Annotated in this window: 14 protein-coding genes; 3 read left to right on the plus strand and 11 right to left on the minus strand. The window is 55.1% G+C overall.

Annotated elements, in window-relative coordinates:
* From B2R48_RS02745 to B2R48_RS02795, 11 genes are all read right to left on the minus strand, one after another.
* The coding region (locus B2R48_RS02745) for a branched-chain amino acid ABC transporter permease (protein WP_296997531.1) at nucleotides 1–797 on the minus strand (797 nt) is incomplete at its 3' end.
* A complete protein-coding gene (locus B2R48_RS02750) occupies nucleotides 797–1,714 on the minus strand; it encodes a branched-chain amino acid ABC transporter permease (RefSeq protein WP_062958055.1) in 918 nt (305 codons plus the stop codon). The genes B2R48_RS02745 and B2R48_RS02750, both read right to left, overlap by 1 nt.
* A 341-nt stretch (nucleotides 1,715–2,055) precedes the next feature.
* Nucleotides 2,056–3,195, minus strand: a complete 1,140-nt coding sequence (locus B2R48_RS02755) for an ABC transporter substrate-binding protein (protein ID WP_213475611.1) — start codon at nucleotides 3,193–3,195, stop codon at nucleotides 2,056–2,058.
* Between the two features lie 137 nt (nucleotides 3,196–3,332).
* A complete protein-coding gene (gene kynA, locus B2R48_RS02760; protein ID WP_213475610.1) occupies nucleotides 3,333–4,178 on the minus strand; it encodes a tryptophan 2,3-dioxygenase in 846 nt (281 codons plus the stop codon).
* Between the two features lie 2 nt (nucleotides 4,179–4,180).
* Nucleotides 4,181–5,374, minus strand: a complete 1,194-nt coding sequence (gene kynU, locus B2R48_RS02765; protein WP_296997542.1) for a kynureninase — start codon at nucleotides 5,372–5,374, stop codon at nucleotides 4,181–4,183.
* Nucleotides 5,371–6,996, minus strand: a complete 1,626-nt coding sequence (locus tag B2R48_RS02770; RefSeq protein ID WP_213475608.1) for an AMP-binding protein — start codon at nucleotides 6,994–6,996, stop codon at nucleotides 5,371–5,373. The genes kynU and B2R48_RS02770 overlap by 4 nt, the downstream gene beginning before the upstream one ends.
* 25 nt (nucleotides 6,997–7,021) lie before the next feature.
* Nucleotides 7,022–8,173 (minus strand): acyl-CoA dehydrogenase family protein, encoded by a 1,152-nt coding sequence (locus tag B2R48_RS02775; protein ID WP_296997550.1) that lies wholly within the window; start codon nucleotides 8,171–8,173, stop codon nucleotides 7,022–7,024.
* Nucleotides 8,173–8,985: an enoyl-CoA hydratase family protein gene (locus tag B2R48_RS02780; protein ID WP_296997553.1), complete on the minus strand. Its 813-nt coding sequence runs from the start codon at nucleotides 8,983–8,985 to the stop codon at nucleotides 8,173–8,175. The genes B2R48_RS02775 and B2R48_RS02780 overlap by 1 nt, the downstream gene beginning before the upstream one ends.
* The gene (locus B2R48_RS02785) at nucleotides 8,978–9,472 is read right to left on the minus strand and encodes a MarR family winged helix-turn-helix transcriptional regulator (RefSeq protein ID WP_232310760.1); all 495 of its coding nucleotides are present in this window, start codon (nucleotides 9,470–9,472) and stop codon (nucleotides 8,978–8,980) included. Before B2R48_RS02785 ends, B2R48_RS02780 begins: the two co-directional genes overlap by 8 nt.
* A gap of 2 nt (nucleotides 9,473–9,474) precedes the next feature.
* Entirely contained in the window at nucleotides 9,475–10,233 is a 759-nt protein-coding gene (locus B2R48_RS02790) for an SDR family NAD(P)-dependent oxidoreductase (RefSeq protein ID WP_296997557.1), read from the minus strand.
* A gap of 6 nt (nucleotides 10,234–10,239) precedes the next feature.
* The gene (locus B2R48_RS02795) at nucleotides 10,240–12,534 is read right to left on the minus strand and encodes a bifunctional salicylyl-CoA 5-hydroxylase/oxidoreductase (protein ID WP_296997560.1); all 2,295 of its coding nucleotides are present in this window, start codon (nucleotides 12,532–12,534) and stop codon (nucleotides 10,240–10,242) included.
* Between the two features lie 192 nt (nucleotides 12,535–12,726).
* Here B2R48_RS02795 and B2R48_RS02800 point away from each other — a divergent pair, with 192 nt between their 5' ends.
* The 3 genes from B2R48_RS02800 (at nucleotide 12,727) to B2R48_RS02810 (ending at nucleotide 16,224) form a co-directional block, all read left to right on the plus strand.
* Nucleotides 12,727–13,563 (plus strand): alpha/beta hydrolase, encoded by an 837-nt coding sequence (locus tag B2R48_RS02800; protein ID WP_296997564.1) that lies wholly within the window; start codon nucleotides 12,727–12,729, stop codon nucleotides 13,561–13,563.
* Between the two features lies 1 nt (nucleotide 13,564).
* Entirely contained in the window at nucleotides 13,565–15,526 is a 1,962-nt protein-coding gene (locus B2R48_RS02805; RefSeq protein ID WP_296997565.1) for a 3-hydroxyacyl-CoA dehydrogenase NAD-binding domain-containing protein, read from the plus strand.
* A 332-nt stretch (nucleotides 15,527–15,858) separates the two neighbouring features.
* Nucleotides 15,859–16,224: a hypothetical protein gene (locus B2R48_RS02810; RefSeq protein ID WP_143588750.1), complete on the plus strand. Its 366-nt coding sequence runs from the start codon at nucleotides 15,859–15,861 to the stop codon at nucleotides 16,222–16,224.
* The last annotated feature ends 186 nt before the right edge of the window (nucleotides 16,225–16,410 follow it).

The raw sequence follows: 16,410 nt of genomic DNA on the forward strand, positions 1-16,410 counted from the left end.
ACAAACACCATGATTTCCCCTGACATATGCCAGGACAGCATTGTCGGGCTGACAAAGCGGTTGAGGTCGGCATAAAGCGCACCGGCAAGGGCGGTGATCATGGCCGAAATCACAAAGGCCACCAGTCGAATGCGAAACGGCGCAATACCAACGGCAGTCATGCGTTGCGGGTTCTGACGCGCCCCCTGGAGGGCAAGGCCGAACCGCGACCGGATCAGAACAGCCGAAAATACCATTGCAATCGCCAGCATCGCGGCACAAAGGGCAAAGAAGCTGATCGGATCAAGGGTGTTAATCCCCGGGAAGCCGTTGCGCACATAAATCGACAACCCGTCTTCACCGCCATAGGCTGGCCATGAAATCGCGAAGTAATAGATCATCTGCGCGAAGGCCAGCGTGATCATGATGAAATAGACACCGCTGGTGCGCAGCGTGATCACCCCGATCACAAGCGCGACCAATGCCGAAAAGATCAGGGCGACAATCCAGATAACAATCATCTGGGTCGTGCCTTCGATCAGAAACGGGCTTTCCATGATCGGTTCATAGTTCAGCGCATGACTTGCAAGAATACCTGCTGCATAACCGCCGATGCCAAAGAACGCCGCATGGCCAAATGACACAAGCCCGCCATAACCAAGCACAAGGTTGAGCCCCACCCCCGCCATGGCAAAAATCGCAACCTTTGTGGCAAGGGTGATGATGAATGGTTCATCCATGCCAAGCGCGATCAACGGTACGGCGACCAGTGCAATGGCAAGAATGGAATTGATAAGAAACTCGCGGTTCATGGCCATCAGGAAGTCGCCCCGAACAGACCGCTTGGCCGCAGGAACAGAACCAGCGCCATCACGATATAAATCAACATGGATGCCAGTGCGGAGCCAATGGCCGTCGCACTTGACGGATCAAGGAAGGTCGCAAAAGCATGCGGCAACAGGAAACGCCCCATCGTATCGGTAAACCCGACCAGCAAAGAGCCAACAAGCGCCCCCTTGATCGAGCCGATGCCGCCAATGACGATCACAACAAAGGCCAAAATCAGAACCGGTTCGCCCATGCCAACCTGTACCGATTGTGTCGTGCCGACAAAGGCACCGGCCAACCCGGCCAGGGCCGCACCAAGGGCAAACACGATGGTGTAAAGACGATCAATATCGACACCAAGGGCTGCGATCATGCCACGATCGGCTTCGCCCGCACGGATACGGATGCCCAGACGGGTTTTGCCGATCAACAGGAACAAACCGACCGCAACAGCAAGCCCGGCAACAATAATAGCCAAACGGAAAAGCGGGTATTGCGAACCGCCCGGCAGGATAACAGTGCCGGTCAGGAAATCAGGCACGCTTAAAAACAGCGGGAAGGATCCGAAAATCCAGCGTGTGCCTTCGGAAAAAATCAAAATAAGCGCAAAAGTCGCCAGAACCTGATCAAGGTGATCACGGTTATAAAGACGGCGAATAATCAACATCTCGACCAGTGCACCGGCAATAGCAGCCGCCATCAGACTGGCCACAAGTCCCAGCCAGAAAGAACCGGTCCATGCAGCCACCGCCGCACAGGCAAATGCACCGACCATATAGAGCGAGCCATGGGCAAGGTTAATCAGCCCCATCACACCGAAAACCAGCGTCAGCCCCGATGCCATCAAGAACAGCATCACCCCGGACTGAAGGCCGTTTAACAGCTGCTCCAGAAAAAGAGAAAACATTATTGGAAACTCCGTCACAAGGTATAGGGCCCAAACTCATTCACATAATCGTCCCGGTCACCCGGATTTGTGCGGATATGCGAAGCGAAATCGCCGGAAGATCTATATCTTTCAAGATTTTGCGACAAAATAGCCCGTGCAAATCCGGGTGATCCGAAGGACAACTGATATGAGAGAAAGCCTCTGCGTCAAATCCCTTGACCGGGGATCATCCCGCTCTGCGGGCTTTCCCTTGCTTTTTCTCTCATATCAGTTGCCGGATCGGTCATGTGAATGAGTTTGGACCCTAGGGGACCGATTACAAAATCGAAACCGGTCCCCGGCCTCTTGTCAGCTCTTTATTACATCGAGCATTCCGACGCATAGGCGTCAGAGTGATCCGTCAGTGCGGTGCCAACGATCTTGTTGGTCAGGATATCGCCTTCTTTGACGACTTCACGAACATACAGATCCTGGATCGGGTGCTGGTTCGGACCGAAAGTGAACTTGCCACGCACGGAATTGAAATCAGCCGCACGCAGGGCTTCACGGAACGCATCCTTGTCGGAAATGCTTGCCTTATCCATTGCCGACAACAGCAGGTTGGCGGTATCGAAGCCGAACGATGCATAAAGCGACGGCAGACGATCATATTCTGCCTTGAAGCTTTCAACGAAGGCCGCATTGGTCGGGTTGTCGATGTCTTTGGACCAGTTCGAGGTGTTTTTCACCCCGAGTGCTGCGTCACCAACGGCACCAAGGATACCCTGATCCATCGAGAAAGCCGGACCAATCAGCGGCTTGTCGACGCCAGACTGGGCGTACTGTTTCATGAACGCGATGCCCATGCCACCCGGCAGGAAGAAGAAGACGTGATCCGCATCCGATGCACGAATTTGCGCGATTTCGGCTGCATAGTCCGTCTGACCAAGCTTGGTGTAAACTTCGTCGGTGATATCGCCAAAGAAGTAACGCTTGAACCCGGTCAGGGAGTCTTTACCGGCCGGATAGTTCGGCGCAAGGATGAACGCCTTTTCATAACCGGCACTTGATGCGTATCCACCGGCTGCTTCGTGCAGGTTGTCGTTCTGATAGGAAACGCTGAAATAGTTCTTGTTGCAGCCACGGCCAGCCAGTTGCGACGGTGCTGCGTTAACCGACATGTAGATCTTGTCCTGAGCCACTGCAGACGGCACCACCGCCATCGCAAGGTTCGACCAGATGATACCGGTCAGGACATCAACCTTTTCCTGCTGGATCATTTTATCAGCAAGCTGAACAGCAACATCGGGTTTGCGCTGGTCATCCTCGATAACAACTTCGAGATCCGGATTGTTTGCCTGTTTGACAGCAAGCATGAAGCCATCACGTGCATCAATCCCAAGCCCGGCACCACCACCAGAAAGCGTGGTGATCATGCCAACCTTGACCGGCTCTGCCTGCGCAGCACCGGCAGCAAGCAATGCTGCAGCTGCTGCAATGGTTGTCTTAATACCCTTCATTAAAGCCTCCGTGTTTATACAATTTTTCATTTAGCAACACGTTGATCCCACGACATTTATGTCTTTGTGCGTCGCGGTTTTTGTGAACCTGATGCCTGCCCCTGATTTTGCAGTATTTGCATCCGGTCCGTCCATCCTCAAAGCGATGTTCTTACCCGCCAGAGTTCCGGAAACAGTTCTATTTCCAACATTTTTTTAAGGTAGCTCACACCACCAGTTCCCCCGGTACCGCGTTTGAAACCAATAACGCGTTCAACCGTGGTCACGTGGTTAAAGCGCCAACGACGGAAATAGTCTTCAAAATCGACCAGCTTTTCAGCCAGCTCATACAACGACCAGTGTTTGGCCGGATCGCTGTAAACCTTGTGCCATGCCTCGATGACTGCGTCATCGGGCGCATAGGGTGCCGAAACATCCCGGTTCAGGACATTGGCGGGCACCTCAATTCCCTCGGCATGTAACAAACGCAATGCTTCGTCATACAGGCTGGGTGTTGCCAGTTCCGCCTTGAGCATTGCGGTAATGTCTTCGCGGTGCGCGTGGGGGCGCAACATGGCGTGATTGCGATTGCCCAGCATGAACTCGATCAAGCGGTACTGAAAGGACTGAAACCCCGATGACGGTCCAAGTGCATCACGAAACGTCGTGTAGTCGCTTGGCGTCATGGTGCGCAGAACGTCCCAGGCATTGTTCAGCTGTTCGAAGATACGCGACACGCGTGCCAGCATCTTGAACGCCGGGCGCAGATCACCACCGTGGATCGCTTGCCGCGCGGCACTGATTTCGCGAATGGCAAGTTTCATCCAGAGTTCGGACGTCTGGTGCTGGATGATAAACAGCATCTCGTCATGGGCATCAGATTTGGGATGCTGCGCGGTCAGGATCGCATCAAGGGACAGATAGTCCCCATAAGACATCTGATCGGAGAAATCGGTGCGCGCGCCCTCGGTGCTTGGATCATACGGTTTGGTGTGTTTTGCCATGATCAGGTCACCGCATTGCGTTTATGAAATTCCGGCTTGTCCCAGGCACGGCTTTCCATGATTTCAGCAAGGATTTTGATCGCACCATCTACATCGCCATTGTCGATATAAAGCGGGGTAAATCCAAAGCGGATGACGTCAGGTGCGCGGAAATCACCAATGACACCGCGCGCGATCAAGGCCTGCATAACCGCATAGCCCTGATCAAACTTGAACGATACCTGTGACCCACGTTCTTCGGGGTTGCGCGGACTTGCCAGCTCCAGCATCGGACAGCTCGCCTCGACCCCGGCGATGAATTGTTCACAAAGTTCGATACTGCGTTTGCGGATATCGGCCATCTCGATGCCATCCCATGCCTTCATGGCTTCTTCCAACACCGTCATCTGAATGACAGGCGGCGTCCCCACGCGCATACGCGATACATCCGCAGCCGGGGTATAATCGGGATCAAAGGCAAAGGGTGCCGCATGACCAAGCCAACCCGAAAGCGCCGGACGGGCGACCTTGGCATGATCAGGCCGGACATAGATAAAGGCCGGCGCACCCGGCCCGCCGTTGAGATACTTATAGGTACAACCCACCGCAAAATCGGCATTGCACCCGGCCAAATCAACCGGCACAGCCCCGGCTGAATGCGCCAGATCCCAAATCACCAGCGCACCGGCGGCATGGGCCAGTTCAGTGATGCGTTTCATGTCATGCATCCGACCCGTGCGGTAATCCACCTGGGTCAACATCAATACAGCCAGATCCTCGTTGATCAGGCTTTCGACATCTTCCGGGTTCGGTGTTTTCAATACATGACCACGATCAAGCGACTTGATCAGGCCATCTGCCATATAAAGATCGGTAGGGAAGTTCCCGTTATCAGAAACAATCACCTTGCGATCCGGGCGCATTTCAAGCGCACTTGCAAGCGCCTGATAGACCTTGATCGACAGGGTATCCCCCATCACCACAGTACCGGGTGCCGCCCCGATCAAACGCGCGACAAGATTGCCGACACGTTCGGGTTGTTCCATCCATTTGGCATCGTTCCAGCCACGGATAAGCATTTCCCCCCATTCCTGTTCGATCATCTCCTTGGCACGGTTTGCAGCCGTTTTCGGCAGCATGCCAAGCGAGTTTCCATCAAGGTAAATCACACCTTCGGGAATATGGAACAGGGATTTGGTGGCGGCGAAGTCGGTCATGCAGACGGTTCCTGTTTCAGTCTGAAGCGCTGGATTTTTCCAGTCGCGGTTTTTGGTAACGCCTCGATAAAGACTACGGAGCGCGGGTATTTAAACGGCGCAATGGTTGCTTTTACATGATCCTGAAGCGCCTTGGCCATCTCTGGTGTCGGATGGAAACCGTCTGCCAGAACGATATGGGCTTGAACGATCGTACCGCGTTCCTCATCGGGTGCGCCAACTACCGCACATTCCGCGACCGAAGCATGTGCTAACAACGCCGCCTCGACCTCTGGCCCGGCAATATTATAGCCCGATGACACGATCATATCGTCGTTGCGTGCGGCAAAGTGATAATAGCCGTCTTCATCCACAAAGAACGCGTCCCCGGTCAGGTTCCAGCCATCGCGCACATAAACGCTTTGCCGCACATCATCTAGATAACGGCAACCTGTGGGTCCCCGCACAGCAAGTCGTCCAACGGTTCCAACCGGAACTTCGTTCATGTCGTTATCAACGATTTTGGCCTCATATCCCTTAACCGGGCGGCCGGTACAGGCCGGATGGCTGTCGCCAAAGCGGTTGGAGATAAAGATATGGAGCATCTCCGTCGCACCAATACCATCAAGCATCGGCTTGCCGGTTTTTTCCATCCACGCTTCATAGACCGGGGCGGGCAGGGTTTCCCCCGCCGAAACGGCCGCACGCAGGGATGAAAGGTCCGCACCATCTTCCATGGCCGACAACATCACGCGATATGCGGTCGGTGCGGTAAAGCAAACAGTCGCCTTATAGGTTTCGATGATTTCGATCATGTTGGGCGGGGACGCCTTTTCAAGCAGCGTCGCCGTCGCCCCGAAACGCAACGGAAAGATCGCAAGCCCACCAAGGCCAAAGGTAAAGGCCAGCGGCGGGGACCCGACGAACACGTCATCGGGCGTGACATTCAGCACTTCCTTGGCATAACCATCAGCAATGATCAGAAGATCCCGGTGGAAATGCATGGTGGCCTTCGGACTGCCCGTGGTGCCCGATGTAAAGCCAAGCAACGCAACATCATCGCGCCCGGTCTTGACCGCCTCGAATTTGACCGATTTGGTCAGGGCAATGCGATCAAGCTCCGCATCATGATTGGCCGTACCATCAAACCCGATGACCTTTTTAAGGAACTTGCTGTCCTTGGCGCACGCCACCAGTTCATCCATCAGGCGGGTATCGCACAGGGCAAACTCGATCTCGGCCTTGTCAACGATCTGGCCCAACTCGCCAGCACGCAGCATCGGCATGGTATTGACCACAACCGCCCCGGCCTTGGTCGCCGCCAGCCAGCAGGCCACCATTGCAGGGTTGTTGGCCGAACGGATCAGGATGCGGTTGCCGGGCTTAACACCGTAATCCTCGGCAAGTGCATGGGCGATCCGGTTCGTCCAGTCTGCCAGTTCCTTATAGGTGCGCTGGCGTCCGTTGCCGATCAGGGCTGTGTTATCGCCAAATCCCTGTTCGACCATTTTGTCGGTCAGTTCGACCCCGGCGTTCAGATATTCGGGATAATCAAACCCATCCAGATTGATTTCCGGCCATTCTGCAAACGGGGGCAATTTATCCCGTGTGAAGCTATCGGTATGTGCGGTTGGTCCGAGCATTGTGAAGTCCCTGATACAGCCATTATTACGCCAGCGTTTGCCGTGCGATGATTATTTTCTGGACGTCGGATGCGCCTTCATAAATGCGAAGAGCGCGGATTTCCCGATAAAGCGATTCAACGATGTGCCCGCTGCGCACACCATCGCCACCATGAATTTGCACCGCCTTATCAATGACGGTTTGTGCATGATCGGTTGAATAAAGTTTGGCCATCGCCGCTTCGCGACTGACGCGTGGGGCACCACTGTCCTTAAGCCAGGCGGCGCGATAAACCAGAAGGGCCGAGGCATCTATATCAAGCGCCATGTCCGCGACATGCCCCTGGACCATCTGCAGATCAAAAAGTGGCGCGCCAAACAGTTCGCGTTCCTGAACGCGGGTGATGGTTTCATCAAGCGCCCGTCTGGCAAAGCCAAGAGCGGCCGCGGCAACGGTTGACCGGAAAACATCCAGAACCGACATCGCGATCTTGAACCCATCCCCACCCTTGCCCATCAGGGCGGAAGCCGGAATACGGCAATCGGTAAATTTCAAACGTGCCAACGGATGCGGCGCGATGGTGTGCAGACGTTCCGCGATTTCAAAGCCGGGCAGGTCCGCCGGAACGATGAAGGCCGAAAGACCCTTGGCACCGGGGGCTTCACCGGTGCGGGCAAAGACACAATAGAAATCAGCGATACCGCCATTGGAAATCCATGTCTTTTCGCCATTCAGGACGAAGTCATCACCATCACGATTGGCTTCAAGCGCAATATTGGCAACATCCGAACCTGATTGCGGTTCGGTCAGAGCAAAGGCGGCAATCGCCTTGCCGGAACGTACTTTTGGCAACCAGTTATCTTTCTGGTCGGTTGTTCCAAACAAGGAGATTGCGCCACTCCCCAACCCTTGCATCGCAAATGAAAAATCCGCAAGCCCGTCATGGCGCGCCAGTGTTTCGCGGATCAGGCAAAGCGACCTGACATCAAGCTTTGACCCCGCATCATCCGGATCAACCGCCGCATGGCGCAACCAATCGCCACTGGCAAGACGTGCCACAAGGTCGCGGCAGGCCGCATCGACATCCTCGTGATCAATGCCCTTGATATTGGCCGCGGCCCACTCATCAAGCTTGGCCGCCAGTTCACGATGGCGATCTTCAAAGAATGGCCAATCAAGATAGGTCTTATCTGCCATCAGTCGCCCTCGAAAACCGGTTTTTCCTTGGCAACGAATGCCTTGTAGGCACGATTGAAATCCTCGGTCTGCATGCAGATTGCCTGCGCCTGTGCTTCGGATTCAATCGCCTGCTCGATGGACATATTCCATTCCTGGGCCAGCATGGTTTTGGTCATCATGTGACCGAAATTCGGCCCCTTGGAAATGCGCGTTGCCAGTTCAATGGCTTCTGCTTCAAGAACATCTGCCTCGACAAGGCGGTTATAGAATCCCCACCGCTCGCCTTCCTCTGCCGACATGGATCGGCCGGTATAAAGAAGCTCTGCCGCGCGGCCCTGTCCAACGATGCGTGGCAGGATGGCACATGCCCCCATGTCACATCCGGCCAGCCCGACCCGGGTAAACAGGAACGCGGTTTTGGATGCTTCGGTCGCCAGTCGCAAATCAGATGCCATGGCAATGATCGCCCCGGCCCCGACACAAACACCATCCACGGCCGCAATCACAGGTTTGCCACAGCCGATGATCGCCTTGACCAGATCACCGGTCATGCGGGTGAATTCCAAAAGGCCCTTCATGTCCTTGTCGATCAGCGGACCGATAATGTCATGCACATCCCCGCCAGAACAGAAATTGCCCCCGTTCGATCCAAACACGACCGCCTTGACGTCATCGGCATAGACCAGATCGCGGAATGTATCGCGAAGCTCGGCATAGCTGTCAAACGTCAACGGGTTCTTGCGATCCGGGCGATCAAGCGAGATGACCGCAACGTCGCCTTCCATGCGCCAGTTGAAATGTTTGGGCGTGATGTTTGCCATCTTAGTCATGGTGGGGCGCCTCGTTATGATGGGAAATGTTGCGCAGAATGCGGATCAGGGCATCGGCATCGCCAGATGACAAATCATCAAACAGCTCGGACACCCAGCCTTCGTGCACCAGCGCGCGCTCTGCGAAATCTTTTTCTCCGGCCGCAGTCAGACGGACAATCGATGCCCGGCGATCATTTTCGACCGGCACGCGGACAATCAGCCCCTCTGCCACCAGACGATCAACAATACCGGTTACATTGCCGTTCGATACCATCAGCGACTTTGAAAGCTCGCTCATGCGCATGCCATCGCGTTCACGATACAGCGCGGCGAGCACGTCAAAGCGCGGCAGGGTCGTGTTGAATTCCGTGCGCATTTTCTCGCGCAATTCACCTTCGATCTTGCGCGAGACTTTCAGGATTTGAAGCCATGCCCGCAGGCGCGCCTTGGAAAGATCGGATGTCTCATTGCCTGTCGTTTCGGAAAGTCGCTCAGACTTGTTCATGTTCATACTTCTCCTCCCGAAACGGAAATCGCCTGTCCCGTTATCGATGCCGCGTTCGGGCTGCAAAGCCACATGACCGTCTCTGCCACCTCTTCGGGCTGAATGAAGCGATTTTGCGGATTGATCTTGGCAAGGCTGGCCCGTGCGGCTTCATCGCTCATACCGGTTTTGGCAACGATGTTTTCCACGGACTTCGCCAGCATCGGTGTTTCCATGAAGCCGGGGCAAACCGCATTGATCGTAACCGGGCTATTGGCCAATTCTGCCGCCATGCCCTTGACCATGCCGACAACGCCATGCTTCGCCGCACAATACGCCGTAACATAGGCATAGCCCTTAAGCCCGGCTGTCGAGGCAATGGAAATCAGTCGACCCGGCTTGGTCTTGTCCATTGCGTTCAATCCTTCGCGGAACGTCAAAAACGTACCGGTCAGATTGACATCCATGGTCCGTTGCCACAGATCGACCGATGTCTTGCCAAGCGGCGCACTTTCAGCCATCCCGGCATTCGCGATCACCAGATCAGGCGTGCCAACCATATCAACCATTGTCGTGAACATGTCTCGAACCGACGTTTCATCGGTCACATCGGCGACAATGGCGGTGATGTTTTCATGTTCGGCGATCTCGGCCAGCACATCTGGTCGCCGCCCGGAAACAGCCACCTTCACACCATTATCGGCCAGCATCCGGGCCATCACGGCCCCGACACCGGAACCACCACCGGTGATCAATGCGTTATGAACGGCAACATCGGCCATCGGTGCTTATACCTTTCCGGTCATGGTTTCGGCCCGCTCGGCAAGCCGGCACATCTGATCGCGCCCGGCATAGTATGGCGCTGGCCAGTTTTCGGTGCGATTGCCAAGGGTTGCTGCCTGATGCAGCGTCCAATACGGATTGGCCAGATGTGGCCGCGCCAGACACACAAGATCGGCACGCCCGGCCATCAGGATCGAATTGACGTGGTCAGGCTCATAGATATTGCCAACCGCCATGGTCGGGATATCGGCCTCGTTGCGGATACGATCAGAGAATGGCGTTTGGAACATACGGCCATAGACCGGCTTGGCATCCGTTGTCGTCTGCCCCGCCGAAACGTCACAGATGTCAACCTCATTGGCCTTGAGCATTCTGGCAATCTCGACCGCTTCTTCGGGCGTAATACCCGCATCACCGACCCAGTCATTGGCTGAAATACGAACCGACATCGGCTTGTTTTCGGGCCATGCGGCACGGACGGCAGTGATGACTTCAAGCGGATAACGCATCCGGTTTTCAAGTGACCCGCCATATTCATCATCGCGGATATTGCTGACCGGACTGATGAAGGATGACAGAAGATAACCATGCGCGGCATGAACCTCGATCATGTCAAAGCCTGCGTGATCGGCCATCTGGGCCGATGCAACAAACTGATCACGAACCATATCCATGTCTTCACGCGTCATGGCCTTGGGCACCGCATTGCGGTCCGACCATGCGATGGCAGATGCTGACATCAGTGGCCAGTTATCATCCTTTAACGGTGCATCCATTTCTTCCCAACCGAGCTGGGTCGAACCCTTGCGCCCGGAATGACCGATCTGCATGCAGACCTTGGCCTCAGACTCGCTATGGATGAAATCAGTAATCCGCGCCCAGGCCCTCTCGTGGCTGGCATCATAGGCACCCGGACAGCCCGGCGTAATGCGCCCCTCTGGCGAGACACAGGTCATTTCGGTATACACCAGTCCTGCCCCGCCCTTTGCGCGTTCGGCATAATGCACCAGATGCCAGTCGGTCGGGCAGCCATCAACCGCCTTGTACTGTGCCATCGGCGAGACAACGATACGGTTCTTAAGCGACATGTCGCGCAACTGATAAGGCACGAACATCGGATGGCGAACCGGTGCACTGTCCGGAAGGCCCGCCTGTGTCTGGAACCATTTTTCCGCACCTTCAAGCCATTTGGCATCGCGCAGGCGCAGGTTTTCGTGACTGATGCGCTGTGATCTGGTCAGAAGAGAATAGGTAAACTGGGTCGGATCAAAATCGAAATAGCGTTCGATTTCCTCGAACCACTCCATCGAGTTACGCGCAGCCGACTGCAGACGCAGAACCTCAAGACGTCGTTCGTCTTCGTATTTGCCAAAGGCGGACTTGAGGTCACCTTCGGAATGCAGATAGTTGGCCAGCGCAATCGCGCTTTCAAGCGCAAGCTTGGTCCCCGACCCGATGGAAAAATGCGCCGTCGCCGCCGCATCGCCCATCAAAACGATGTTCTCATAAGACCAGCTTTTGCAAAGAACTCGCGGGAAGCTCAGCCAGGCCGAACCGCGAATATGGTGTGCATTACTGATCAGATCATGACCGCCCAGATGATCCTTGAAGATGTCCTCGCAGGTTGCAATCGACTCTTCCTTGGACATCTCGCCAAAACCATATGCATCCCAGGTTTCCTGGGTGCATTCGACGATAAAGGTCGCCGTTTCGTCATCAAACTGATAGGCGTGCGCCCAAACCCAACCCTTGTCGGTTTCCTCAAAGATAAAGGTAAAGGCGTCATCAAATTTCTGATGCGTTCCCAGCCAGACAAACTTGCATTTGCGGGTATCGATGTCAGGCTGGAAATGCTCGGCAAATTCGGTGCGGGTCTTGGAATTCAGGCCATCACTGGCAACAACCAGATCGAATTCCCTGGCATAATAGGCAGCACTTTCGGCTTCGGTTTCAAAGCGCAGCTCAACACCCAGTTCACGCGCACGTTCTTGCAACAGGATCAAAAGCTTTTTGCGGCCGATGCCGCAGAACCCGTGGCCGGTGGAGATCGTCTTTTCGCCGCGATACTGAACCGCGACATCATCCCAATAGGAAAAGTTGGCGCGAATGGCCTCGGCACTTTTGCCATCATTCTCGGCCAGATTGTCCAGCGTCTCGTCAGACAGCACCACGCCCCAGCCAAATGTGTCATCTGGCTTGTTGCGCTCAATCACAACAACCTCGTGCGCGGGGTCGCGCAATTTCATCGAGATTCCAAAGTAAAGCCCCGCAGGACCTCCACCCAGACAAGCTACTCTCACCAGCTTTTCCCTTCCTGATTTGTTTGGTTGTTTCGGGAAACTGACAAAACGGTACGCCTCGAATTCATTTATTTCAAGCACAAATATTTTAGGTTTGAAATATTTTCAGATTTGCCTAGACTCCCTCCCATGATCAGAATGCGCCCGGTGATATCACCAAGCGCCACAACACAGAATTTCAGGGACCTGACCATGATTACCGACTGGGATGATGCTTATGCCAATGGCGATCACATCGCCGATGCCGCAACCTATCCGGAGCTATGGGCGACCCAATCGGCACAATTTCGCGATGAACTCTCAAGCGATGATCGCGCCCGGCTCGACATTGCCTATGGCGACGCACCGCGCGAGAAATATGATCTTTTCCTCCCCTCCGGCACGCCCAAGGGCTTGGTCGTCTTTGTACATGGCGGCTATTGGAAGGCGTTTGACAAATCCAGCTGGTCGCATCTGGCCAAGGGTACGGTAACCAGGGGCTGGGCTGTTTGTATGCCAAGCTACACGCTTGCCCCTGATGCACGGCTTTCTGAAATCATCCTGCAAATCGGCGCGGCCATAACGCACGCAGCCACCAAGATCGCAGGCCCGATCCATATCACCGGTCACTCCGCAGGCGGGCACCTTGTCAGCCGCATGGTATCTGACACATCCCCGCTGGCTCCATCAGTTCTGACGCGGATTGAAAACACTGTTTCGATCAGCGGTCTGCATGATCTGCGCCCGCTGCTCAAAACGACCATGAATGATGTTCTGCAGCTTGATGAGGACGAAGCAACGCGTGAAAGTGCCGCCCTGCTAAAGCCCGCCTTGCCATGTTCGATCACCTGCTGGGTCGGGGCCGATGAACGTCCGGAATTCGTGCGTCAGAATGATTTGCTTGCCAATATCTGGACCGGCCTTGGCGCCTGCACACGAAGCGTGCACGCCCCGGACAAACATCATTTCAATGTGATTGCCGATCTCGCAGACCCTGACTCTGATCTTGTCGCCTGCCTGCTCACCCCGATCCGTGCAGAGGACGCATAAAATGTCGACCGTCACGCTTACAATTGAAAACGCCATTGCCTTCATCACGATCAACAATCCACCAATCAACGCCACCAGTCATTCAGTGCGTGATGGCCTTGTTGATGCACTTGATCAGATTGATGGCAATGATGACATCCGGGCTGCGATCCTGATCTGCGAAGGCAAAACCTTTATTGCCGGTGCCGATGTTAGTGAGTTCGGACAACCGCCAAAACCCCCGATCCTGCCCGACGTAATCAAACGCCTTGAGGCCGCAACCAAGCCGGTCATTGCCGCCATTCATGGCCACGCGCTTGGCGGCGGACTAGAAGTCGCACTGGGCTGCCATTACCGCATTGCTGACAGCAAAGCCAAACTCGGCCTGCCGGAAGTCAATCTTGGTCTGATCCCGGGTGCGGGCGGCACCATCCGACTGCCCCGTCTGGTTCCGGTCACAGAGGCCGTCAGCATGATCACCAGCGGCAAACCGGTTTCGGCGACCAAGGCAAATGAAATCGGCCTGCTCGACGCGATTGCTCACGGTGTACTCATTGATGCCGCCTGCGACTTTGCCCAGACCATTCTGGACCGCGAAATGCCAAAACCGCTTCTGCTGCGCGATCCCGTTAGCGTTCCGAGTACCGAAGAATGGGATGACATCACCGCCGCAACCAAGAAGAAAGCACGTGGACAGACTGCACCCCTTGCCGCGATCTCCGCTATTCGAACCGGGATAGAAGAGGGCCCGGATGCAGGCCTTGCCTTTGAACGTGAAAAATTCATCGAATTGCGCGACAGCGATCAATCAAAGGCACTTCGGCACATCTTCTTTGCCGAGCGTTCAGTCGCCAAACTGCCCGAACTCAAGGGCGTAGAACCCAACCCGCTCCATCAGATCGGCGTCATTGGCGGGGGCATCATGGGGGCCGGCATTGCCACGGCATCTCTGCTCGCGGGCTATGACGTCACAATCATTGAACGCGATGACGCTGCCTGCGCCAATGGCCGCGCCACGGTCGAAAAGCATCTGTCGGGCAGCCTCAAGCGTGGCCTGATCAGCCAGGATCGCTTTGATGCCTTGATGGCATCGCTTAAGACAAGCACCGACTATGCTGCTCTGGCCGATGCCGATCTGGTGGTCGAGGCCGTGTTTGAAGATATGGCGGTCAAGCATGACGTGTTTGGCAAGCTTTCGCTTCATTGCAAGGCGGATGCAGTCCTTGCATCAAACACGTCCTATCTTGATATCAACGAAATCGCCTCACGGTGCATCAACCCAAAACGCGTGATAGGACTGCATTTCTTCTCACCTGCCCATATCATGAAGCTGCTTGAGGTTGTCCGAACCGACAAGGCCGACGCCAAAAGCCTCGCGACCGCATTCGACTTCGCCCGTGCCCTTGGCAAGATCGCAGTACCGTGCGGGGTGTGCGATGGCTTTATCGGCAACCGGATCATGTCGGCATATCGCAAGCATTGCGAATATATGCTCGAAGATGGCGCACTTCCCCATCAGATTGATGCCGCCATGGTGGAATTCGGCTTCCCGATGGGCCTGTTTGCCATGCAGGATATGGCAGGCCTTGAGATTTCCTGGGCCACCCGCAAACGCCTCGCCCCGTTCCGCGATCCATCCGAACGCTATGTCGCCTTGGGTGATTACCTCTGCGAGATGGGCCGTTTTGGCAAAAAGAACGGTCTTGGCTGGTATCGTTATGATGAAAACGGCAAGGCGCAACCCGATCCGGAGGTCGACGCACTGGTGATTGCCGAATCAGAGAAAAAGGGCATCACACGCCGCGACTTCACCAGCGCGGAAATCATGGATGAGATCCTGACCGCCATGCGCAATGAAGGCGACAAGATCCTGTCAGAAGGGATCGCCAACAGCGCCGATGCCATCGATGTCGTCATGGTCAATGGCTATGGCTTCCCGCGGCATAAGGGCGGGCCGATGTTTATGACTGCCAACGTTGATTAGAAGAGGGTTGCGGGGGCAGGATTAGCGCTCGCTTTGCTCGCTCAGCTTCGGCCAAAGGCCTTCGCAAAGAACCTGCAAACAGGCATTGGCCTGTTTGCGATCTTCCAATCCATATGCGCCCGTCAATCGAACACAAAAAAAGCCCGCCACAAGGGCGAGCTTTTTTGATGTTGGTTGCGGGGGCAATCGCCGATGTTTGATTCACTTCCACGGGATTTGCATATTTTAGCTCATTAGAGCCAGAAGATCGCATACCCGTGATAGATTGGGATCATATCTTTCTCTTCCTTGTCAAGTCGTTAATGACCGAACGATGTATGATGGGGAAGTCTATGCAAGCCGCTTGGGGACAGGCAAGAATACAGGTTCTGGCGTTAAAACCAGAGATAACAGCCGCTCTGGAAGCAGGCCAATCGGTTGGTGCCATCTATGATGATCTGAGCACCAGTCAGCGCATTTCCATGTCACGCATAACTTTTTACCGATGGTGCCGCCGATTGCGAACACCCGCCATCTCGAATGCGTCATCCTCATCAATTCCTTCGACACAAAAATCACCCCAGGCACCTTCTGTTGCAGATGATCAGCAACGGCGACCTTCACCCGATACGAAAGCATCGCCTCGTGACGGCTTGAGCAATGAAGAACGCATTGCCGGAAAAATCGCCGAAGGAAGGGAAGCAGGTGAACTTATTTGAGGCCGAGCAATGACCAGAAAGGTTACCTCCTGCGGCAACGATCCGCCCACGCGTCATATCGATCACCGCCGGATTTTGGTTCCGGTCTGGTGGATGTAAATGCCCCAACACCTACGCCCGTTACCCGATTTTTTTGAAGATTATCGGGTCGGGCTTTTCGGGTAGGGGCCGGTGTTGCTGGCCAAG

This window comes from Thalassospira sp. UBA848 (genome assembly GCF_002295455.1).
Classification (GTDB): domain Bacteria; phylum Pseudomonadota; class Alphaproteobacteria; order Rhodospirillales; family Thalassospiraceae; genus Thalassospira.